This is a genomic window from Novosphingobium sp. AAP1, from assembly GCF_001295765.1.
GTDB lineage: Bacteria > Pseudomonadota > Alphaproteobacteria > Sphingomonadales > Sphingomonadaceae > Novosphingobium > Novosphingobium capsulatum.
Genome location: NZ_LJHO01000005.1, coordinates 63,130 through 85,681, shown reverse-complemented (window position 1 = coordinate 85,681; position 22,552 = coordinate 63,130). Strand labels below are relative to the sequence as shown.

At 66.5% G+C, this 22,552-nt stretch carries 20 protein-coding genes; 8 read left to right on the top strand and 12 right to left on the bottom strand.

The features are described 5' to 3' along the window. Nucleotides 1–112: 112 nt before the first annotated feature. The 6 genes from alaS to smpB all read right to left on the bottom strand — a co-directional run bounded on the left by alaS (nt 113) and on the right by smpB (nt 9,031). Nucleotides 113–2,758 (bottom strand): alanine--tRNA ligase, encoded by a 2,646-nt coding sequence (gene alaS, locus IP65_RS12240; protein ID WP_054131935.1) that lies wholly within the window; start codon nt 2,756–2,758, stop codon nt 113–115. Nucleotides 2,759–2,822: 64 nt separating this feature from the next. Continuing rightward, nucleotides 2,823–3,653 carry a class I SAM-dependent methyltransferase gene (locus IP65_RS12235; RefSeq protein ID WP_054131994.1) on the bottom strand — a complete coding sequence of 277 codons (831 nt, stop codon included), beginning with the start codon at nt 3,651–3,653 and terminating at the stop codon, nt 2,823–2,825. Between the two features lie 212 nt (nt 3,654–3,865). After that, entirely contained in the window at nt 3,866–4,936 is a 1,071-nt protein-coding gene (gene recA / locus IP65_RS12230) for a recombinase RecA (RefSeq protein WP_022678432.1), read from the bottom strand. A 377-nt stretch (nt 4,937–5,313) separates the two neighbouring features. Beyond that, nucleotides 5,314–7,824: an ATP-binding protein gene (locus tag IP65_RS12225; RefSeq protein WP_231627676.1), complete on the bottom strand. Its 2,511-nt coding sequence runs from the start codon at nt 7,822–7,824 to the stop codon at nt 5,314–5,316. A 16-nt stretch (nt 7,825–7,840) separates the two neighbouring features. Beyond that, complete coding sequence (locus tag IP65_RS12220) at nt 7,841–8,386, bottom strand: DUF2062 domain-containing protein (RefSeq protein ID WP_022678433.1); 546 nt, start codon at nt 8,384–8,386, stop codon at nt 7,841–7,843. A 162-nt stretch (nt 8,387–8,548) separates the two neighbouring features. Then, nucleotides 8,549–9,031, bottom strand: a complete 483-nt coding sequence (smpB, locus tag IP65_RS12215; protein WP_022678434.1) for an SsrA-binding protein SmpB — start codon at nt 9,029–9,031, stop codon at nt 8,549–8,551. Nucleotides 9,032–9,243: 212 nt separating this feature from the next. Here smpB and IP65_RS12210 point away from each other — a divergent pair, with 212 nt between their 5' ends. The 3 genes from IP65_RS12210 (at nt 9,244) to IP65_RS12200 (ending at nt 12,711) form a co-directional block, all read left to right on the top strand. Beyond that, nucleotides 9,244–10,386 (top strand): patatin-like phospholipase family protein, encoded by a 1,143-nt coding sequence (locus IP65_RS12210; RefSeq protein ID WP_082209337.1) that lies wholly within the window; start codon nt 9,244–9,246, stop codon nt 10,384–10,386. Nucleotides 10,387–10,459: 73 nt separating this feature from the next. Further along, nucleotides 10,460–11,242, top strand: coding sequence for a 3-hydroxybutyrate dehydrogenase (locus IP65_RS12205; protein WP_022678436.1), 783 nt, complete (start codon nt 10,460–10,462; stop codon nt 11,240–11,242). Between the two features lie 254 nt (nt 11,243–11,496). Next, nucleotides 11,497–12,711: an argininosuccinate synthase gene (locus IP65_RS12200; protein ID WP_054131934.1), complete on the top strand. Its 1,215-nt coding sequence runs from the start codon at nt 11,497–11,499 to the stop codon at nt 12,709–12,711. Between the two features lie 61 nt (nt 12,712–12,772). Here IP65_RS12200 and IP65_RS12195 read toward each other — a convergent pair whose 3' ends face one another. The 4 genes from IP65_RS12195 to IP65_RS12190 all read right to left on the bottom strand — a co-directional run bounded on the left by IP65_RS12195 (nt 12,773) and on the right by IP65_RS12190 (nt 15,799). Beyond that, complete coding sequence (locus tag IP65_RS12195; RefSeq protein ID WP_022678437.1) at nt 12,773–13,465, bottom strand: glutamine amidotransferase; 693 nt, start codon at nt 13,463–13,465, stop codon at nt 12,773–12,775. Nucleotides 13,466–13,552: 87 nt separating this feature from the next. Beyond that, a complete protein-coding gene (locus tag IP65_RS21350; RefSeq protein ID WP_156306574.1) occupies nt 13,553–13,711 on the bottom strand; it encodes a hypothetical protein in 159 nt (52 codons plus the stop codon). A 302-nt stretch (nt 13,712–14,013) separates the two neighbouring features. After that, on the bottom strand, nt 14,014–14,172 hold the full coding sequence (locus tag IP65_RS21720; protein ID WP_022678438.1) for a hypothetical protein: 159 nt from the start codon (nt 14,170–14,172) through the stop codon (nt 14,014–14,016). 34 nt (nt 14,173–14,206) lie between these two features. After that, nucleotides 14,207–15,799, bottom strand: a complete 1,593-nt coding sequence (locus IP65_RS12190) for an isocitrate lyase (RefSeq protein ID WP_022678439.1) — start codon at nt 15,797–15,799, stop codon at nt 14,207–14,209. Nucleotides 15,800–15,946: 147 nt separating this feature from the next. Here IP65_RS12190 and IP65_RS12185 point away from each other — a divergent pair, with 147 nt between their 5' ends. From IP65_RS12185 to IP65_RS12165, 5 genes are all read left to right on the top strand, one after another. Continuing rightward, the gene (locus IP65_RS12185; RefSeq protein WP_054131933.1) at nt 15,947–17,353 is read left to right on the top strand and encodes a short-chain fatty acyl-CoA regulator family protein; all 1,407 of its coding nucleotides are present in this window, start codon (nt 15,947–15,949) and stop codon (nt 17,351–17,353) included. Nucleotides 17,354–17,564: 211 nt separating this feature from the next. After that, complete coding sequence (locus tag IP65_RS12180; protein WP_054131932.1) at nt 17,565–18,074, top strand: GNAT family N-acetyltransferase; 510 nt, start codon at nt 17,565–17,567, stop codon at nt 18,072–18,074. Nucleotides 18,075–18,097: 23 nt separating this feature from the next. After that, a complete protein-coding gene (locus IP65_RS12175) occupies nt 18,098–18,685 on the top strand; it encodes a DUF1285 domain-containing protein (protein ID WP_054131931.1) in 588 nt (195 codons plus the stop codon). Then, nucleotides 18,682–19,290, top strand: a complete 609-nt coding sequence (locus tag IP65_RS12170; protein WP_054131930.1) for a CoA pyrophosphatase — start codon at nt 18,682–18,684, stop codon at nt 19,288–19,290. Before IP65_RS12175 ends, IP65_RS12170 begins: the two co-directional genes overlap by 4 nt. Then, nucleotides 19,287–20,474, top strand: coding sequence for a CCA tRNA nucleotidyltransferase (locus IP65_RS12165; protein WP_054131929.1), 1,188 nt, complete (start codon nt 19,287–19,289; stop codon nt 20,472–20,474). Before IP65_RS12170 ends, IP65_RS12165 begins: the two co-directional genes overlap by 4 nt. Before the next feature lie 115 nt (nt 20,475–20,589). On the opposite strand, the gene cobU is transcribed toward IP65_RS12165, so the two are convergent. Next, nucleotides 20,590–21,096 (bottom strand): bifunctional adenosylcobinamide kinase/adenosylcobinamide-phosphate guanylyltransferase, encoded by a 507-nt coding sequence (gene cobU / locus IP65_RS12160; RefSeq protein WP_054131928.1) that lies wholly within the window; start codon nt 21,094–21,096, stop codon nt 20,590–20,592. Beyond that, nucleotides 21,089–22,552, bottom strand: a complete 1,464-nt coding sequence (locus IP65_RS12155; protein WP_054131992.1) for a cobyric acid synthase — start codon at nt 22,550–22,552, stop codon at nt 21,089–21,091. Before IP65_RS12155 ends, cobU begins: the two co-directional genes overlap by 8 nt.

Here is a 22,552-nt window from a genome sequence, read left to right as displayed (position 1 = left end):
AGGCCCCTCCACCAGCCTGCGGCTGGTCCCCCTCCCCACCCTGTGGGGAGGTGGCAGCCCGAAGGGTTGACAGAGGGGCTGGTGAACAACCAACCCCTCCAACACCAGAAAATTACCCGGCGAGCACGGCCTTGGCCGCAGCCAGCGCATCGGCCGCCTTGCTGCCATCGGGGCCTCCGCCCTGCGCCATGTCCGGCCGGCCACCGCCGCCCTTGCCGCCCAGCGCTTCCACGCCGGCGCGGACCAGATCGACGGCGCTGACCTTGCCAGCCAGATCCTCGGTTACCGCCGCTGCGATCGAGGCGCGGCCATCGTTGACCGCGACGATCACCGCCACGCCCGAACCGATGCGCTGCTTGGCCTGGTCGAGCAACCCGCGCAGCTCCTTGGGATCGAGCCCGTCGAGCACCTGGCCCGAGAACGTCACGCCGCCCACGCTTTCGTCGGCTGCCTCGGCCTTGGCGCCGCCACCACCCAGGGCCAGCGCCTTCTTGGCTTCGGCCAGTTCGCGCTCCAGCTTGCGCCGTTCCTCGATCAGCGCGGCCACGCGCGCTTCCACGTCATCAGGCGTGGTGCGCAGCAGGCTGGCAGTGTGCTTGAGCGCGTCTTCGCGGCCAATCAGCCACTGCCGCGCGCCTTCGCCGGTCAGCGCCTCGATCCGGCGCACGCCCGAAGACACCGCGCTTTCGCCCACGATGCGGAACACGCCGATATCGCCCAGCGCGCGCACATGCGTGCCGCCGCACAGTTCCACCGAATAGACCTTGTCCGTGGTGCGGCCCATCGACAGCACGCGCACTTCGTCGCCGTACTTTTCGCCGAACAGCGCCATGGCACCGGCAGCGATGGCGTCGTCGGGCGTCATCAGACGGGTGCTGACCGTTTCGTTGGCGCGGATTTCGGCGTTCACCTCGGTTTCAATCGCGGCGATATCGTCCGCGCTCAGCGCCGTGGGATGCGAAAAGTCGAACCGCAGGCGGTCGGGCGCCACCAGCGAGCCCTTTTGCGTGACATGCGCGCCCAAACGGTTGCGCAGCGCCTGGTGCAGCAGGTGCGTGGCCGAATGGTTGGCGCGCGTAGCATCGCGGCGCACCACGTCGACCGCCAGTTGCACGGCATCGCCGACGTGGATCGTGCCGGCATCGACCACGGCCTGGTGGGCGTGCAGGCGGCCAAGCGGCTTGGCCGTATCGGTCACCGTCAGCATGAGGCCATCGGCGCCGGCGATCGTGCCGGCATCGCCCATCTGGCCGCCGCTTTCGCCATAGAACGGCGTCTGGTTGGTCAGCACGGTCACCGTGTCGCCGGCCTGGGCTTCGGTAACTTCAACGCCGTCCTTGACCAGGGCCACGACAACGCCCTCACCGCTCGTGGCGGTGTAGCCGGTGAACTCGGTCGCGCCTTCGCGCTCGGCGATGTCGAACCACACTTCGCTCGATGCCGCCTCGCCCGAACCCTTCCACGCAGCGCGCGCGGCGGCCTTCTGCTGGGCCATGGCCGCGTCAAAGCCTTCGCGATCGACGCTCACGCCACGGGCGCGCAGCGCGTCTTCGGTGAGGTCATAGGGGAAGCCGAACGTGTCATAGAGGCGGAACGCGGTTTCGCCAGGCAGTTTGTCGCCTTCGCCCAGCCCAGCCGACGCTTCATCGAGCAGGCGCAGGCCGTTCGACAGCGTCTGGCGGAAACGGGTTTCCTCGCGCTGCAGCACTTCCTCGATCAGCGGCTGGGCACGGCCCAGTTCGGGATAGGCCTGGCCCATTTCGGTCACCAGCGAACCCACCAGGCGGTGCATCAGCGGATCCTTGGCGCCCAGCAGGTGGGCGTGGCGCATGGCGCGGCGCATGATCCGGCGCAGCACATAGCCGCGTCCTTCGTTCGACGGCAGCACGCCATCGGCCAGCAGGAAGCTGGACGAGCGCAGGTGATCGGCGATCACGCGGTGGCTGGCAGTGTGTTCGCCGGTGGCCTTGACGCCGGTCAGGCTTTCCGAGGCGGCGATCAGCGCGCGGAACGTGTCGGTATCATAGTTGTCGTGCTCGCCCTGGAGCACGGCGGCAATGCGCTCCAGCCCCATGCCGGTATCGATCGAGGGCTTGGGCAGCTCGCCGACGATCTCGCCGGCGGCCTGCTCGAACTGCATGAACACGAGGTTCCAGATTTCGATGAAACGATCGCCGTCCTCGTCCGGGCTGCCCGGAGGGCCACCGGCGATATGCGCGCCATGATCGTAGAAGATTTCCGAGCACGGGCCGCATGGGCCATCATCGCCCATCGCCCAGAAGTTGTCCTTGGTGGCGATGCGGATGATCTTGTCGTCGGGCAGTCCGGCAATCTTGCGCCACAGCGCGGCGGCGTCTTCATCGGTGTGATAGACGGTAACCAGCAGCTTTTCGGCAGGAATGCCCCAAACCTTGGTCAGCAGAGTCCAGGCGTTGGTGATCGCCTGTTCCTTGAAGTAATCGCCGAACGAGAAATTGCCCAGCATTTCGAAGAACGTGTGGTGCCGCGCGGTATAGCCCACGTTATCCAGATCGTTGTGCTTGCCCCCGGCGCGCACGCACTTCTGCGAAGACGTGGCGCGCGGAATGCTGCGCGTTTCCAGGCCCGTGAAGACGTTCTTGAACGGGACCATGCCCGCATTGGTGAACATCAGCGTCGGGTCGTTGTAAGGAACGAGCGGCGCGGATGGCACCACTTCGTGGCCTTGCGAGCCGAAGTATTCCAGGAAGGACCGGCGGATTTCGTTCGTCGAAGTCATGCCCCGCCGATTAGGCGAGGCGTGGCTTGGGAACAAGCGGGATTCATCGCTAACCGTGATCGCATTACGCTTTCGTGGCGGTAACGATCCAGGCGGCAGCGGAGAACATGACTTTGCCATCGCGGGTGTGGGCGGCGATCACCGCGCGCAGCCGCTGCTCGATCCCGGCGCGGTCAGCCTCCGCTGCCTGGCGCAAGGCCGAGGCGGCCGGCCCGATGCGGCGGAACAGGGCCAGGGCCTGCTCGGCGGCGTCAGGCCCCTCGCCTGCCAGATAGGCGAAATCGTGGGGCGTGAAGGCCAGGTCTGTCCACCCCGCCAGCATGGCCCGCACATGATCGGGATCGGCAAAGGCAAACGGGCCTGGAGAAAAGGGGTTGGGCGCATGCGGATCAGCAGGCTGCGCCGGCGGCGGCACCAGGCCCGCCATGGCGCTGGCCCAGGCGTTTTCAGCCGGGGCGCGAAAGCACGAGAACACCAGCCGCGCCCCCGGCGCCGCCACGGCGGCCAGATGGGCAAAGGCGGCGGGCGGATCGGCAAAGAACATCACGCCATGGCGCGAGACGAGCAGATCGGGCGTGAAAGCAGGATCCTGCCATTGGCTGGCATCGGCGATGGCAAAGCGCACATTGGCGCGGCCGGCCCCACGCTGCTGCGCGGCAGCGATGAGATCAGCCGACAGGTCGATCCCGCATACCGCGCCCTTGGGTCTGGCAGCGGCCAGCGACAAGGCCAGTTCGCCCGCACCGCAACCGATGTCGAGCACCCGATGGCCGGGCATGGCAGCGATCGTTGCCAGCAAGGCCGGCGTCAGTTGCGCAAAGGTGCGATCGGTGCGCTGCCATTCTTCTGCCCAGGCGCGGCCGACGCCGCCCTGCCAATCCATCGCCTGTGTCATGCTGCCGGTATAAACGATCGCCGCGAGCTTGGCGACAGCGGCGCTTGCGTCACGCCCTGATCCTGGCGTTGTCGCCGGGATGAAAGACTTTGCCTGGCCAAAACGCCAGCGGCGCGCCATTCACCTGGAACGACGCGCCGGGAGCAAGGAACGGCAGGGCGTGGCGCGGCAGCCTGCCGCCATCGCGCCCTGCGGATCAGGTCAACGCCTGATCAGATATCGTCGTCAGCGTCAGGGCCGGCCATCAGGCCTTCGGCCACCTGCTCGGTCCGGCCACGGATCGCCGCTTCCAGGCGATCGCGCAGTTCGGTGTTTTCGCGCAGGAAGTTCTTGGCGTTTTCGCGGCCCTGGCCGATGCGCACCGAGTCATAGCTGAACCATGCGCCCGACTTTTCGACCAGGCCGGCCTTGACCCCGAGATCGAGGATTTCGCCGATCTTGGAGATGCCTTCGCCATACATGATGTCGAATTCGACCTGCTTGAACGGTGGGGCGACCTTGTTCTTGACGACCTTCACGCGGGTAGTGTTGCCGGTGATTTCGTCGCGATCCTTGATCTGGCCGGTACGGCGAATGTCGAGACGGCAAGAGGCATAGAACTTGAGCGCGTTGCCGCCGGTGGTGGTTTCCGGGTTGCCGTACATCACGCCGATCTTCATGCGCACCTGGTTGATGAAGATCACCATGCAGCGCGAACGGCTGATCGAACCGGTCAGCTTGCGCAGCGCCTGGCTCATCAGGCGGGCCTGGAGGCCGACGTGGCTGTCGCCCATTTCGCCTTCGATTTCGGCGCGGGGCACCAGCGCGGCGACCGAGTCCACCACGAGGATGTCGATCGCGTTGGAGCGCACCAGCGTATCGACGATTTCCAGCGCCTGCTCGCCCGTGTCGGGCTGCGAGACGATCAGTTCATCGATGTTGACGCCCAGCTTCTTGGCATAGACCGGATCGAGCGCGTGTTCGGCGTCAACGAAGGCGGCCGTGCCGCCGGTCTTCTGGGCCTCGGCAATGGCGTGCAGCGCCAGGGTGGTCTTGCCCGAGCTTTCCGGGCCATAGATTTCGATAATGCGGCCGCGTGGCAGGCCGCCAATGCCCAGCGCGATGTCCAGCCCGAGCGAGCCGGTGGAAATCGCTTCCACCTGCATCGTCTCCTTGGAACCCAGCTTCATCACCGAGCCCTTGCCGAATGCGCGGTCGATCTGGGCCAGTGCGGCGTCTAGCGCCTTCTGACGATCCATGTCCTTTTCTTTGCCTTCCTGAATGAGCTTGAGCTGCGCCGCCATGGCTGCTTCCCCTTGCCTAGAGATGGCTGACACGAACCGTCAACACGCAGAACAATGTACTTATTCTGTTCCAATGGAACAAGAGGGGAACGAAAAATTCTCTCCAGAGCGGAGACAATTCCCGCTGCGCACTGGAAACATGGGGATTTCAGGGACTTTTTCAAGCTCTCCGGCACCGCAAGCCACGCTCGGCATGGCATTTCTTCGGTGTGGGAAAATGCTGCCATCGTGGCGGAATTGGCGACTCAGCTGGCCTATCGACCGCCCCTCCGTCAGGCCTGCGGCCTGCCACCTCCCCACGATGTGGGGAGGATCTTGAAGGCCCTCCCCACATCGTGGGGAGGGGAAACGCCCGCGCAGCGGGTGGTGGAGGGCCCTCACTCCCCGCGCAGCACCTGTTCCACCGCCGCCACGATCTGCGCCACCGAAAACGGCTTGGCCAGGAAATGCATGTTGGGGATGTCGATCTCGCGGCGGAGCTGTTCTTCGGCATAGCCTGACATGAACAGCACCGGCAGATCGGGCTTAACCCGGCGGATCTCGCGCGCCATGGCCGGCCCGTCCATCGAGGGCATGACCACGTCGGACACTACCAGGTCGATATCGCCGCCAACCGCCATGATGCGCGACAGCGCCTCCAGGCCGTCCTCGCCGTCGGCCGCCGTGGTGACCTCGTAGCCCTGACGGACCAGCGCCCGCTCGGCCACGGCGCGCACGGTGTCCTCGTCCTCTACCAGGAGCACGCGTCCGCCGCCGGTCCATTGCGTGCGGCGCGTCTCGCCCTTGGGCTTGGCCGCTTCCACGGCCTCGGCCGGATCGGGCACATGCACCGGCAGGTAGATGGTAAAGCGCGTGCCCTTGCCCACCTCGCTATCGGCAAAGATGAAGCCCCCCGATTGCTTGACGATGCCATAGACAGTGGAAAGGCCAAGGCCGGTGCCCTTGCCCTTTTCCTTGGTGGTGAAGAACGGTTCGAAGATCTTGCCGATCTGCGAGGGCTTGATGCCGTGCCCGGTGTCTTCCACCACCAGCGCGGTATAGTCTGCCACGGGCAGGATTTCGCTTTTCATCGCCCGCACGTCATTGGCGCTCACCCGCCGCGTGGCGATGCGCAGCGTGCCGCCGGTCTTGGTATCGGCGCCGTTGGCGGTCATCGCATCGCGGGCATTGACGGCAAGGTTGAGCAACACCTGCTCCAGCTGCACCGGATCGGCGCGGACCAGGCCCAGATCGCGATCGTGGGTCACGTCGAGCTGGATCTTCTCGCCCAACAGGCGCTTGAGCAGGGTGGAAACCTCGGCCACCACATCGGGCAGTTGCAGCACTTCGGGGCGCAGCGTCTGCTGGCGCGAAAAGGCCAGCAATTGCCGGGTGAGCGAGGCCGCGCGGTTGGAATTGGCCTTGATCTGCTGGATATCGTCGTAATCGCTGTCGCCCGGCGTGTGGCGCATCAGGATCAGATCGCAATAGCCGATGATCGCGGTAAGCACATTGTTGAAATCGTGCGCCACGCCGCCGGCGAGCTGGCCCACCGCCTGCATCTTTGTGGCCTGGGCAATCTCGCGCTTGAGGCGGGCTTCCTCGGTCGAATCCTTGAGGCTGAGCAGCACGGCCCCCTCGCCCATGCCGCGCACGCCGGCGAGGCTGAGCGAAACCGGCTCTTCGGGCGAGGCGCGCAGGCGCACCGCCACGTCGCCCGCCGTGGGCGCGCCCTGGGTATAGCGGCGGACGGCATCGGCCAGCGCGCCCTTGTCTTCGCGGATCACCAGGTCGGAGGGATAGGGCGGCGGCACGGTATCGTCATGGCCGGCCGCGCGCAGGAACGCACGATTGGCAAAGAGGAAGCGGCCATCGCGATCGGTCATCGCCAGGCCCAGCGGCAGGCGCGAGAGCAGCGCCTCGATCTGCGGCAGCCCGGCGCGCGCGTCACCCAATGCGCCGTCGTTGTCGATGATCAGGAACAGCGAGGGCACCCGCGCCGGATCGGTGCTGGCCACGCCATCGGGATCGGCGATCGGTACGTGGACAAAGCGCACCGGCGTGCCGCGCGCGCCTTCGCGGGCATAGAAAATGCGTTCGGCATCATCGGCACGGAACCACGAGACAAAATCGCTGCCGCCCACCTGCGCGCCCTCCCCGCCAGCGCGGGTGGCAAAGGCGCGGTTGGCGGCGCGCACCAGGCCATCGGGCATGACCACGGCCGCCTGGATGCCTTCGCGGGCCAAGGCACGGCCGAGCTTTCCGGCCACGTGCCCGGCCATGTCAGCCACCAGGTCTGCCTGTTCGAGGGGAATGAACCGGCACACCAGGTGATCCTGCCCACGCCCGGCGCGCAACAGTTCTGCCCGCCAGCGCCCTTTGGGCGAGGTGACTTCGCCAATCTGAGCCCGGCCATCGCGCCAGGCGGCGCGCACCGCGCCATCGAGCGCTTCGACAGCAGGGGCATCAAGTGGCAGGCGCGGCGGCGCGACATGGCCAAACCACTCCGCAAAGCGGCTGTTGGCGCAGGCCAGGCGGCCGGCACGATCGAGGATCGCCAGCGCTTCATCGGGCCGCTCGATCGCGGCAAAGGTCACCGACCAATCGGGCGCGGCCGGTGCAGTCTCTCCACGTGCGGGAACGAAGCGCAGCAGCAGGCGCGCCACCAGGGCCAGCGTGGCAATGCCCAGCAGGTAGGCTGCGGCCAGCACAGCATCACCCGCCAGCAGCCACAGCAGCGCAGCCCCGGCCAGTGCGGCGGCAGCCACCCAGGCGGCATCGCGCCGCCATGCCGGGCCCTTGCCAGCGGCGTGCGGCGCCCCGGACAGATCCCCGGACAAATTGTTGCCCCCGTCGATATCGCCCGCTGCGGCCGGCACGCTTGCTCCCTTCACCATGACAGGCAGCATGGGCCGCCCGCCCCCTTTATTGCTCCACCCGCATCGCCAGGCGCGTGCGCCGCTTGTGCACCGTCCACCAGCGCCAGGCAAATGCAGCGATGACATAGCCGAGCGCGGCGGCCACCACCGAGATCACGAACAATCCGAAAATCAACGCCGGGGCCGCATCCGACAGCAGCCAGCCGGTCCATTCCGCCACACTGGCGCCGCGTTCGAACAGGGCCATGAACGTGGCGACATCGGCATGAAAGCCGAACCAGTTGCCTAGCGCCAGCGAGGCAGCGATGAACAGCGGCGTTGTCGCCGGATTGGACAGGAACGTCATCCCCGCCGCGATCGGGACATTGCCCCGGAATGGCAGGCACATCGCCGCAGCGCCAGCGATCTGCACCCCGGGGATCATCGCAAAGATGCCGACGAGCAGCCCGATCGCCACGCCGCGCGGCACCGAGCGGCGGGTAAAGCGCCACAACTCGGCCCGCGCTGCCAGCCGCCCGGTCAGGCGGTTGCGCTCCATCTGCTCGCGCGTGGGCATCGAAGCGCGAACCATCGTGGCAATCTTCTGGCGCATTGAAACGGCGATTCCCAAGGAGTGGTGGAACGATGGCATTGGACAAAGGCAGGCTGGCCGACCAGCCCGAAATGCCACCATGCACCACGTCAGCTTGCCAAGCGATGAAGCCGAACGTGCACTTGGCCTGGCCCGATCAGGGGGCGTGACCGACCGCTACGCTCAACTGTGTTCGCGCATGATGCGCGCCTTGTCGCGCTGCCAGTCGCGGTCCTTGATCGTGGCGCGCTTGTCGGCCGCGTTCTTGCCCTTGGCCAGGGCGAGTTCCACCTTGGCCCGGCCGCGTCCGTTGAAATAGATCGACAGCGGCACCAGCGTCATGCCCTTGCGCTCCACCGCGCCGTGGAACTTGGCGATCTCGCGTTCCTTGAGCAGCAGCTTGCGCGGGCGCTTGGGCTCGTGGTTGAAGCGGTTGCCGTGGCTGAATTCGGGCACGTTGGAATTGACCAGCCACACCTCGCCGTTCTTCACCTCGGCATAGGATTCGGCGATCGATCCCTCGCCAAAGCGGAGCGATTTCACTTCGGTGCCGGTGAGCGCGATTCCCGCCTCGTACACGTCTTCGACGAAATACTCGAACCGCGCGCGGCGGTTTTCGGCGACGATCTTCTTTTTGTCGAATGCGAGGGGTGTGGGTCTTGCCATGATGCCTGCCCATGTAGGGTGGTATTGCCGGCATGGAAAGCGCCCGAGCATGCGGAATTTGCAAGTGGCTCTCCGATAATCGGCACACCGCGGTGGGAACCGCTCTTGCCAGTTTCACGTTGGCGCCACACACTCGCTTCATAGTGCAGTGCACAAGCCGGCATCATCCCTCACTGGGTGCACGACAGGCCGGGTGCAGGACGGGAATGACCATGGCTGATGCCACGCGCGAAAGATGTGTTCTGGTGCTTCAGGGCGGCGGAGCGCTGGGCGCCTACCAGGCCGGCGTGTTCGAGGCGCTGGCCAGCAATGGCTATAGCCCGGATTGGGTGGCCGGCATTTCGATCGGTGCGGTCAACGCCGCGCTGATTGCCGGCAACCCGCCCGAACGCCGGGTGCGCAACCTGCGCGCGTTCTGGGAGCAGGCCAGCTCGCGCATTCCGTTCAAATCGCCGTTCGCCGATGGCTGGGGACGCCGCCTGTTCAACGAATGGGCCGCAGCATCGGTGGCGCTGACCGGCATTCCCGGTTTTTTCACCCCTCGCACCACCCCATCGTGGCTGGCCCTGCCCGGATCGCCGGAATCGATCAGCCTTTACGATACCAGCCCCTTGCGCAAAACGCTGCTGGAACTGGTGGATTTCGATCTGATCAACAGTGGCAAGGTGCGTTTCAGCGTGGGCGCGGTCAACGTGCTCAACGGCAACTTCGCCTATTTCGACAACCGCGACCGCCTGATCGAGCCCGAGCACATCATGGCCAGCGGCGCGCTGCCCCCCGGCTTTCCGCCGGTGATGATCGATGGCGATCCCTATTGGGACGGGGGCCTGGTTTCCAACACCCCGTTGCAATTCGTGCTGGACGAGCGCGCGCGCGAGGCTGACCGCCACGATCCGGCCCGCGCCCAGGCGGCACGCGATCCCGTGCTGGTGTTTCAGGTCGATCTGTTTTCCGCCCACGGCATGATGCCGCGCAGCCTGGCCGAGACAGCGCAGCGCGAGAAGGACATCCGCTTTTCCAGCCGCACCCGGCTCAACACCGACATGCAGAAGCGGATCGAAGCCCTTGAGGCAGCCGCCGCACGCCTTGCTGAACGGCTGCCGCCCGAATTTGCCGACGATGCCGACCTCGCCACGTTGACCGCCCACGCCCAGGACGGGCCGGTAACGATCCTGCACCTGATCAACCGCAGCGAGGATTATGAAACGCAGAACAAGGACTATGAGTTTTCGCGCATGACCGCGACCGGCCACTGGGAAAACGGCCGGCGCGATGTCGAGCGCTCGTTTGCCAGCCCGCGCTGGAAAAACCGCAAGCGGCCACAGCGCGGCATCGTCACGCTCGATCTGGCCTGATCCACCCGATTTTTACGCTTCCTGCTTGGGGACCGACCACGGCCCATGGCCAAACACCCTGGAGAGTGAAACCATGAATCTCGACAACAAGATCGCCATCGTCACCGGTGCTGCCAGCGGGATCGGCCTGGCCATTGCCAAGCGCTATGCCGCTGCCGGTGGCCGCGTGGCGATTGCCGATCTCAAGCTCGACGCGGCGCAGGCTGCGGCCGATGGCATCAATGCCGATCACCCCGGCGCCGCCATGGCCGTGGAAATGGACGTGACCAGCGAAGACCAAGTCAACGCCGGCGTGGCCAAGGTGGTGGACGCCTGGGGCGGCGTGGACATTCTGGTGTCGAACGCCGGCATCCAGATCGTCAACCCGGTGGAAAACTTCGCCTTTGCCGACTGGAAAAAGATGCTGGCGATCCATCTCGATGGGGCATTCCTCACCAGCAAGGCCGTGTTGCCGCACATGTATGCCAAGGGCAGCGGCGCGATCCTGTTCATGGGCTCGGTCCATTCCAAGGAAGCCTCGCCGCTCAAGAGCGCCTATGTCACGGCCAAGCACGGCCTTGAGGGCCTGGCGCGCACCATTGCCAAGGAAGGCGGCAAGAAGGGCGTGCGCACCAACCTGATCTGTCCCGGTTTCGTCCGCACGCCTTTGGTGGACAAGCAGATTCCCGAGCAGGCCAAGGAACTGGGCATCAGCGAGGACGAGGTGATCAAGAAGGTCATGCTCGGCCAGACGGTGGATGGCGAATTTACCACGGTGGACGATATCGCCGAAGTGGCGCTGTTCTTTGCCGCATTCCCCACCAACGCGCTCACCGGCCAGTCGCTGGTAGCCAGCCACGGCTGGTTCATGAACTAGGGCACGCGGTATTTGGAACAGGGCGGGCTGCGAACGGCCGCTTTCTGTGCTTCCGGTCCTCACGTGCCAAAAGCACGCTGCGGGCCGGTTCTCGAAATCACCCATTCTCGCTCCCCCCTGTTCCAAATCCCACGCACCCTAGGCAATCGCGCGTGACCCGCCGCCCCGTTTGCCTTGCGATCTGCCCCCCTCCCTGTTAGGCGCGCCCCGTCTTTTTGGTTGTCGCGTCTTTCAGTTTGAGGAGTGCCCCGCCCATGTCCGAGATCAAGCGTGTCGTCCTGGCCTATTCGGGCGGGCTCGATACCTCCGTCATCCTCAAGTGGCTGCAGGTGGAATACGGCTGCGAAGTCGTGACCTTCACCGCCGATCTCGGCCAGGGCGAGGAACTCGAACCGGCCCGCGCCAAGGCCGAACTGATGGGCGTGAAGCCCGAGCACATCTATATCGACGACCTGCGCGAGGAATTCGTGCGCGATTTCGTCTTCCCGATGATGCGCGCCAATGCCCGCTATGAAGGCGATTACCTGCTCGGCACCTCGATTGCGCGGCCGCTGATTTCCAAGCGCCTGATCGAGATCGCCCGCGAAACCGGTGCTGATGCCGTGGCCCATGGCGCCACCGGCAAGGGCAACGACCAGGTGCGGTTCGAGCTTTCGGCCTATGCGCTGGAGCCGGGCATCAAGGTGATCGCGCCGTGGCGCGAATGGGATCTGACCAGCCGCACCGCGCTGATCGCCTGGGCTGAAAAGCACCAGATCCCGGTGCCCAAGGACAAGCGCGGCGAAAGCCCGTTCTCGACCGACGCCAACCTGCTGCACACCTCGTCGGAAGGCAAGGTGCTGGAAGACCCGTGGCAGGAAGTGCCCGACTACGTCTATTCGCGCACGGTCAACCCGGAAGACGCGCCCGACGTGCCGGAATACATCACCATCGATTTCACCAAGGGCGATGGCGTGGCGCTCAATGGCGAGGCGATGAGCCCCGCCAGCCTGCTCACCGCGCTCAACGAACTGGGCCGCAAGCACGGCATCGGCCGCCTCGATCTGGTGGAAAACCGCTTCGTCGGCATGAAGAGCCGCGGCATGTATGAAACCCCGGGCGGCACGATCTATGCGGTGGCGCATCGCGGCATCGAATCGATCACGCTCGATCGCGGCGCGGCGCATCTCAAGGATGAGCTGATGCCCAAGTATGCCGAGCTGATCTACAACGGCTTCTGGTTCTCGCCCGAGCGCGAGATGCTCCAGGCCGCGATCGACCACAGCCAGGCCAAGGTCAACGGCACCGTGCGGCTCAAGCTCTACAAGGGCCTGGCCTCGGTCGTCGGCCGCCAGTCGCCCGACAGCCTCTATTCCGAACGCCACGTGACGTTCGAAGACGATGCTGGCGCCTATGACCAGAAGGACGCGGCCGGCTTCATCAAGCTCAACGCGCTGCGCCTGCGCCTGCTCGCGCAGCAGGGCCGCTAAAGCCAGAACCCAGGCAGGCGCCGGGCCATCGCGCCCCGCGCCTGCCACCTGGCCTAGCCGATCAGGCCAGGCCCGCCAGCCATTCCCCGATCATCGCCCGCCCCGCCCGCACCGCGCCGGGGCCATGGGCATCGTGGGCATGCCGCAATGTGGCCCGGGTATGGCCGGCGGCCGCCACGTCTTCGGGCGATTGCGCCAGCCACGCGTCGAAGCGCGGGTCTTCGCCCATCTCGGCATGGAATTGCAGCGCCAGCAGATTGCGCCCCCGGCGAAACGCCTGGTGCGGATAGACATGGCTTGAGGCCAGGAGTTCAGCATGCGGCGGCAGGGTGAACGTGTCGCCATGCCAGTGCAGCACCGGCACGCCGGCAACATGGCGCAGCGGGCTGTCGGCCACATGCACCTGCACGGGATGAAATCCCACCTCGCGCGCATGGCCACGATAGACATCGGCCCCCAACGCCGCCGCGATCATCTGCGCGCCAAAGCATACGCCCAGCGTCGGCCGGTCTGCTGCCAGGCGCAGCGCCAAGCGGCGCATCTGGCAGCGGATCCAGGGATGCTCGATCTGGTCATAGATGCCCATCGGCCCGCCCATCATGATCAGCAGATCAGGCTCGCACAGGTCGAGCGACGGAAACGCCGGATCGCACACATCGATGCGGTCAACATCGTAACCGGCATCCTCGATCGGCTGGCGATAGCCGGCCACCCCTTCGTAGGGCACGTGGCGGATGATGAGCGCGGACTTCATGGGGCCTTATCGTGATCAATCGGTTGCAGGCCGGCAAGCAGGCCCATGCGGTTTTCTACAGCCGCGTGGCTGAACAGAAGTCAGCATTCAAAGGCCCAGCCGGCGAAAGAATTCTTCCGCCGTGCTGGGCCGCTCGCCATCCGGCCGCGCCAGCCCCAGCGTGCCCCACGAAGGGTGGGGCAGCGGTGCATTGGCGCGGAGGGGGGCCGGACGGCGGGAAATCGGGCGGGCGTTCAAACGGGACATCGTCGCATTCTCCTTTTCACAGGGCCGAACACGAACCTGGCCACATGGCCTCGCTTTCGTGCGCTTTAGCTGTTGGTGACGCGGAGCAAGCTGGCAGGATCAAAAGCCGCGACCGGACAAGGCCGATGCAATTTCTCTACCATTTCAGTTGATAAAGGTCATTCGAGAAAAGCTGAAGGCCGCCAAAGATTTCCTTGAGCGCCCAAGAAGAAGGCCCGCCGTGCGCCGCTGTGGCGCCCGACGGGCCAGCCTTTCCTCCCCAGGAAAAGCGAAGTCGTGGTCTTCCTCGTGTCAGCGCGGGCTCAACGGCCCATGGCGCTGCCGAGGCGATGATAGAGATGCGAGAACTTCACCGATTCGGGCTTGTCCTCGATAGCCTTGAGGTAGTGCAGCACAGCCTCGCGGATCAGCTTGAAGTCCTCAGTCGAGAGGACTGCACGGGCACGGGCAGGTTCAGCCATTGTCCTTCTCCTTGGATTATATTCGCGGCTCGGCTCAAGCCGCGAACTGGTTCATCGTGTTGTGCGTGCCACCGGCCTTGAGCGCGGCGTCGCGGGCAAAGTATTCCTTGTGATCGTCGCCGATGTCCGAACCCGCCATGGCCTGGTGCTTGACGCAGGCAATACCCTGGCGGATTTCCTGGCGCTGCACGCCCTTGACGTAGCCCAGCATGCCCGCCTCGCCGAAGTATTCCTTGGCCAGGTTGTCGGTGCTGAGCGCGGCCGTGTGATAGGTCGGCAGCGTGATCAGGTGGTGGAAGATGCCGGCTTCGCGGGCGGCATCGCGCTGGAAGGTGCGGATGCGCTCGTCGGCCTCTGCCGCCAATTCGGTTTCGTCATAGTCCACGCTCATCAGCCGCGCCCGGTCAAAGCCGCTCACGTCCTTGCCTTCCGCGGCCCAGGCATCGAACACCTGCTGGCGGAAATTGAGCGTCCAGTTGAAGCTGGGCGAGTTGTTATAGACCAGCTTGGCATTGGGGATCACCTCGCGGATGCGCGACACCATCCCGCCGATCTGGCCGATGTGCGGCTTTTCGGTTTCGATCCACAGCAGGTCTGCGCCGTTCTGCAGGCTGGTGATGCAATCCAGCACGCAGCGATCCTCGCCGGTTCCAGGGCGGAACTGATAGAGGTTCGAGGGCAGGCGCTTGGGCTTCATCAGTTGCCCGTCGCGGGTGATCAGCACGTCGCCATGGCCGATCTTGGCCGCATCGACCGGCTCGCAGTCGAGGAAGGCGTTGTACTGGTCGCCAATGTCGCCAGCCTCGCGGGTGAAGGCGATCTGCTTGGTCAGGCCAGCGCCGAGCGAGTCGGTACGGGCGACGATCACGCCATCGTCCACGCCCAGTTCGAGGAAGGCATAGCGCACCGCGCGGATCTTCGCGATGAAGTCCTCGTGCGGCACGGTAACCTTGCCGTCCTGGTGGCCGCACTGCTTTTCATCGGAAACCTGGTTTTCGATCTGGATGCAGCAGGCGCCCGCCTCGATGAACTTCTTGGCCAGCAGATAGGTTGCCTCGGCATTGCCGAACCCGGCGTCGATATCGGCAACGATCGGCACGATGTGCGTTTCGTAGGTGTCGATGTCGTGCTGGATCTTGGCGGCCTTGACCTGATCACCGGCATTGCGCGCGGCATCCAGATCGCGGAACAGCTGGTTCAACTCGCGCGCATCGGCCTGGCGCAGGAAAGTGTAGAGTTCCTCGATCAACGCGGCAACGCTGGTCTTTTCGTGCATCGACTGGTCGGGCAGCGGCCCGAACTCGCTGCGCAGCGCCGCAACCATCCAACCCGACAGGTAGAGGTAACGGCCCTTGGTGGTGCCGAAATGCTTCTTGATGGAAATCATCTTCTGCTGGCCGATGAAGCCGTGCCAGCACCCCAGCGACTGGGTGTAGTTGGCCGGATCGGCATCATAGGCAGCCATGTCGCGGCGCATGATGCCGGCGGTGTAGCGCGCGATGTCAAGCCCGGTGCGGAAGCGGTTCTGCAGGCGCATGCGCGCCACGCTTTCGGCGGCAATGCCATCCCAGTGGGTGTTCGGCGTGATCGTGCGATCCGCCTCGATGATCGATTGCTGGTACGTCATGGCATGTGCCCCTTCCGCTATACGATGGTGTTTCGTTGCACCCGGAATAGGTCGGCATGATGCACTGCGGAATGCGCTGCGGGGTCTTGTTGTCAAACTTTACATGTTTTGCTTGTAAAGTTGTACAGGCATGACAAGAATGCAGGCATGGCCCGCCCTGCAGCTCCTTCCCGCCCGCTTTACCTTGGCCCCCGCATCAAGCGCCTGCGCCGCGAACTGGGGCTGACACAACAGGCCCTGGCCGAGGACATGGGCGTTTCGCCCAGCTACATCGCGCTGATCGAGCGCAACCAGCGCCCGCTGACCGCCGACCTGCTGCTGCGCCTGGCCGCGACCTATCGGCTCGACATGGCCGACCTCGCCGCGCAGGACCGCGACGATCACGCCCGCCGCCTGGCCGAGGCGCTGCGCGATCCGCTGTTTGCCGAGATCGACCTGCCCGCGCTGGAAGTGGCAGACCTTGCCAGCAGCTTTCCCGGCATGACCGAGGCGATGCTGCGCCTGCACGGCGCCTATGCCCGCGCCGGCCAGGCCCTGGCCGAAGGACGCGAGGCGGCTGGCGCCACGCCCTCGGCCGATCCGGTGTGTGAGGCGCGGCGCTTTCTGGCCGCGCGTGGGCACTGGTTTGCCGGCATCGAAACCCGCGCGGAGGCACTGAGCGCCGAGATCGAGACGGCCGGCGGCGGCGCCGAATGGCTGCGCCGCAATGGCCTGCGCGTGCGTGCCATGCCGGCCAGCGTGATGATGGGCGCCCTGGCGCGCTATGACCGGCACAACGAACAGTTGCTGCTCGACGAATGCCTGGGGCCACAGCGCCGCGCCTGGCAGATCGCGCTGCACATCGCCTATACCAGCCTGCGCCCCGATATTGCCGCGATCGTGCGCGGGGAAAGCTTTGCCAGCGCCACGGCAGCGCAACTGGTCCGCCGCGCCCTGGCCGAACTGGGCGCGGCGGCCGTGCTCATGCCCTATGACCGCTTTGCCCGCGCCGCCCAGGCGCAGGGCTATGACGTGCAGGGCCTAGCCGATCTGTTCGGCGTGGAATGGCAGCAGGCCGCGTTGCGCCTGGCCACGCTGACCAAGCCGGGCCAGGAAGGTGTGCCATTCTTCCTGGTGGAACTCGATAGCGCCGGCAACGTGGTCCGGCGCATCGATGGCGCGGGCTTTTCCTTTGCCGCGCAGGGTGGCGGCTGCCCGCTGTGGAGCCTGCACCAGGCCTTTGCCCGCCCCGGCGAGGTGCTGACCCAGTGGCTGGAAATGCCCCATGGCGATCGCTTCTTCTCGATCGCGCGCACGATCGATATCTCCACCGGCCCAGGCCTGCCGCCAGTGCGCCGCGCCATGGCGCTGGTCTGCCCGGCCCAGGCCGCCCCGCGCCTGGCGGCGGCACGGGGCGTCGATCCGCAAACCGCCGCGGCAACGCCGGTGGGCGTAACCTGCCGCCTATGCCAGCGCGCGGAATGCCCGGCCCGCGCCCAGCCCCCGCTGGGCCGCGAAATCCTGCCCGACGATTATCGCCGCGCGGCCGTGCCCTTCGTTTTCAGCGAAAGCTGAGCAGCAAACCAACAATAGCCCCATCCTCTTCAGAGGAGGGGTTGGGGGTGGTGGAATGCTGAACCGACGCGCGTGGCATCCACCACCCCCCAGCCCCCTCCTCTGAAGAGGAGGGGGAGCATGTAGCTTCCCGCCATCCCCAATCGTTTGACCCCCTGCCCCCCGGCCGCTATCGGCCCGGCACGTTTCACGATTCCCAAGGCGCCTGTTCTTGTCCACGATCATTCCCCTCGCCGATGTCGATCCGCAACTGGTTGAAGAGCTGCTCGATGCCGCGTTCGAGCCGGAGCGTCGCCAGCGCACTGCCTATCGCCTGCGCGAGGGGATCGATTGCCTGCCCGGCCTGTCGTTTGCCGCGCTGGACGATGAAGACATGCTGGCCGGCACGATCCAGTGCTGGCCCGTGGCGCTGACCACGCCCGAGGGGCGCCGCGTGCCGATGATCATGGTTGGCCCGGTGGCCGTCATGCCCGGCCAGCAGGGGCGCGGCTATGGCAAAGCGCTGGTCACGGCCAGCCTGACCGCGATCGATCCACGGGCGCCACTGCCGCAGGTGATGATCGGCGATCCGGAATACTACGAACGCTTTTTCGGCTTCAGCAACGCGCACACCGCTGGCTGGCAGTTGCCCGGGCCGTTTGATCAGCATCGCCTGCTGTGCCGCACGGCCAACCCTGCCGTCCTTCCGGGCGAAGGCATGCTGGGGCCTTGGCGGGGCTGATCAAGTCTGGCAGGGCTCAGCCTGTGCCTTACGAACCTCCCCCCGAACTGGCCGGCCTTTCGCTCAGCGAGATCGCCGCGCTCGCGCAAAGCCGCCGCCTGCCCCCGCTCGATCAGTGGAACCCTGCGCATAGCGGGGAGAGCCACATGCGCATCACCGCCGATGGCAGCTGGCTGCATGAAGGCAGCCCGATCACCCGCCCGGCGATGGTCCGCGCCTTTGCCTCGCTGCTGCTGCGCGACGAGGACGGCCAGCACTGGCTGGTCACCCCGCACGAGCGCCTGGCCATCGCAGTGGATGATGCTGCGTTGGTGGCGATCGACATGGAAGTGCGCCACGATCCAGCCACTGGCGAGGCCGTGCTGGCATTCCGCCTCAACACCGATGACGTGGTGCTGTGCGGTCCCGATCACCCCCTGCGCGTGGCCGGCACGGCAGAGCTGCCGGCATTCTACCTCGCGGTGCGCCACGGGATCGCGGCGCGCCTCAACCGCAGCACCTATGGCCAGCTGATCGCCCACGCGCTGGAGGTTTCGCCCGCCGCAGACCAGCCGCACGGCCTGATGGTAGAAAGCCGGGGCGCACGTTTTCCGCTGGTTCCGGCGCCATGAACGCGGCGCTGTTCGACCGTCTGTCCGCGCTGCACCGCGCCGGGCATGAAGGGCCGGCACCCGATCTGATCGCCGATTGGCGCGTGGTGCCCGATGGCCTGCGCCCGGCCGCCGTGCTGATCGCCGTAACCGACCGTGTCGATCATCCCGATGGCCCGGGCGTGCTGTTAATCCATCGCCCCAGCCACATGCGTGCCCATCCCGGCCAGGCCGCCTTTCCCGGCGGCAAGATCGAACCAGGCGAAACCCCGGTAGAGGCGGCCTTGCGCGAAGCGAACGAGGAACTGGGCATCGATCCGGCCATGGTGCGCGTGATCGGCCCGACCGATCGCTATCGCACCGGCACGGGGTATGACATTACCCCGGTTCTCGCCGTGGTGCCGCCCGACCTGCCGCTGCAACCCAACCCGGCCGAGGTGGCTGGCTGGTTCGAACCGCCGCTGTCCCTGCTGCTCGACCGGCGCGGCCACGACTGGATCGAGGCGGAATGGAACGGCCGGCGCGGCCGCACGATCGAAATCCTGTGGCAGGGGCACCGCATCTGGGGCGTGACCGCGGCGATCATCGCCAATCTTGCCAAGCGCATGCAATGGCCCGACGCATGAACACCACCATCCTGCCCCCTGCCCCGTGGACCACGCGCGAAGACCTGGCCGGCCTGGTTGCGGCGCTCGATCCCGATGGCGCGGGCCTGTGCCGCTATGTCGGCGGCGCCGTGCGCGACACGCTGTTGGGCCTTGACGTCAAAGACATCGACATGGCCACCCCGCACCTGCCCGAACAGACGCAGGCGCTGCTGAAAGCCGCCGGCATCCGCCAGGTGCCCACTGGCCTCGCCCATGGCACGATCACCGCGGTGCTGCCCGGCGGCCCGGTGGAGATCACCACCCTGCGGCGCGACGTGTCGACCGATGGGCGCCACGCCACTGTCGCCTTTTCCCGCGAATGGCAGGAAGACGCGGCGCGGCGCGATTTCACGATCAATGCGCTCTACGCCGATCCGCGCACGCTGGAGGTGAGCGACTATTTCGGCGGGCTGGATGATCTGGCCAGCCGCACGCTGCGCTTCATCGGCGCGGCCGACGAGCGCATCCGCGAGGATTACCTGCGCATCCTGCGCTACTTCCGCTTTCAGGCGCGGTTCGGCTCGCTGCCGGCCGATCCTGCGGCAGAGGCGGCCTGCGCGGCGCTGGCGCCGGGGATGAAGGGCCTGTCGCGCGAACGCGTGGCCAGCGAATTGCTCGGCCTGCTCGCACTGCCCGATCCCGCCGCCACGGTGGCGCGCATGGCGCAGATGGGCGTGCTGGCGCAAGTCTTGCCCGAGGCCGACCCGGCCGCCCTGCCCGCCTTGATCGCCGCAGAGGCAAAAGCCGGCCAAGCCCCCGATGCCCTGCGCCGCATGGCCGCGCTGCTGCCCGCCGATCCGCCCGTGGTGGAACAGGTCGCCGCGCGGCTGCGCCTCTCGATCGCGCAGCGCAAGCGCCTGGTTGCCGCCGCTGCGCGCAGTCCGCTCGATGCGCTGCGCCCGCCCCGCGCCATGGCCTATGAACTGGGCCGGGACGAGGCGATCGACCGCCTGCTGCTGGCCGGACGCGATATTACCGACCTGTCTGGCTGGACCGTGCCACGCCTGCCACTCAAGGGCGGGCAGATCGTGGCACGCGGCGTCGGCGCCGGGCCAGACGTTGCCCGCACCCTGCGCGCGGTAGAGGCGCGCTGGGTGGCCGAAGGCTTTCCCGACGAAGCCCGCGTGATGCAACTGCTCGACGCGGAACTGGCCAAAAACTGACCACTTTCTCCCCCTCCTCTTCAGAAGAGGGGGTCGGGGGGTGGTGCGAGGCCTGGCGCAAGGTTTCCACCACCCCCAACCCCCTCCTCTAAAGAGGATGGGGCTTTTTCCCATTCTATTTCAACTTCAGCGGCAGCCCGGCGCAGACCAGCACGGCCTCGTCACACACCGCCGCCATGCGCTGGTTCGCCCAGCCCGCCTCGTCGCGAAAGCGCCGGGCCAGGGCATTGTCGGGCACGATGCCCTGGCCCACTTCGTTGCTGACCAGGATGACCAGGCCCGCCGCCCCGGCCACGGTCTGGTCCAGATCGTCGAGCGCGGCGGCCATGTCGCGCTCTGCCAGCATCAGGTTGCTGAGCCACAGGGTTAGGCAATCGACCAGCAGCACGCGATCGGGCGCGGCATGGGTGGCGATCGCGTGCGGCAGGTCGAGCGGCGCATCGACGGTTTGCCAGCGAGCATCGCGCTCTGCCTGGTGGCGGGCGATGCGCGCGGTCATTTCCGCGTCAAAGGCCTGGGCCGTGGCGATGTAGCGCGGCGCCAGGCCGCTATCCTCGGCACGCTGCTGGGCATAGCGGCTCTTGCCCGACCGCGCCCCGCCGATCACGAACAGACTAGGCATCGCCAGCCTCGCGCGCCAGGGCCAAGAGGCCGTCGATATCGAGATGCTGTTCCAACCGGGCGGCAATCGCATCGAGTGCGGCGTCGACCACCGCAGAATGGTTTGCCCCATCGGATACTCCCCCGATCCAGCCGAGCAGCGCACCACGCAGCGCCGGCCCGCCCAGCGCGCCATGGACATAGCTGCCCATGACCTGCCCGCCCGCGTCGATCGCGCCATCAGGCCTGTCACCATCGAGCAGTGCAAAGGGCCGCGCGCAATCGGGACCATCGGTTTGGCCCATGTGCATCTCGAAACCGGCAAACGCCTGGCCCAGCGCCTGCCCCGCCACCTGGCGCAGCGCCTTGTGCGCGGTGAGCACGGTGGTCACGTCGAGCAGGCCCAGCCCGGCCATTTCGCCCGCTGGCCCCTCGATGCCATGGGGATCGGCCACGGTCTTGCCCAGCATCTGGTATCCGCCGCAAATGCCCAGGACGCGCCCGCCACGGCGATGATGCGCCAAAATGTCGATATCCCAGCCTTGCGCACGCAATGCAGCGAGATCGGCCAGCGTGGCCTTCGATCCGGGCAGCACTATCAGCGCGCAATCGGCCGGGATCGGCTGGCCCGGCGGCACCATCACCAGTTCCACCCCGCTTTCGCCTTTCAGCGGATCGAGATCATCGAAATTGGCAATGCGCGGCAGGATCGGGCAGGCAATGCGCAGTGCGCCCGCGCGCAGCGGGGCATGACGTTCCAGCACCACGGCGTCTTCGCTCGGCAGGCGCGCACTTTCCGCCAGCCACGGCACCACGCCAAAGCCGCGCCAGCCGCAAAGCGCGGCAATCTGCTGATAGCCATCGGCAAAGAGCGCGGGATCACCCCGGAACTTGTTGACGATAAAGCCCCGGATCATCGCCGCGTCTTCCGGATCGAGCACGGCCCGCGTACCCACCAGCGCGGCGATCACCCCGCCCCGGTCGATATCGCCGACCAGCACCACCGGCACCTGCGCCGCGCGGGCAAAGCCCATGTTGGCAATATCACCGGCGCGCAGGTTGATTTCCGCAGGCGAGCCCGCCCCTTCCACCACCACCACATCGGCCTGCGCACGCAACCGCTGCCAACTGGCCATGACATCGGGCAGCAGCGCCGCGCGGCCCATGCGGAAATTGCCACCGCCCAGCGTGCCGCGCACCCGGCCATGCACCACCAGTTGCGAGGTGTGATCCGCCTGCGGTTTGAGCAGCACCGGGTTCATGTCGGTATGCGGCGCGGCACGGCAGGCCAGGGCCTGCAGCGCCTGCGCCCGGCCGATTTCCCCGCCATCGCTGGTGACAGCGGCGTTGTTCGACATGTTCTGCGGCTTGAACGGCAAGACGCGCAGGTCCCGGTTGGCAAGCGCGCGGCACAGCCCGGCCACCAGCACCGATTTGCCCACGTCAGACCCGGTGCCCTGCACCATCAATGCGCCCAT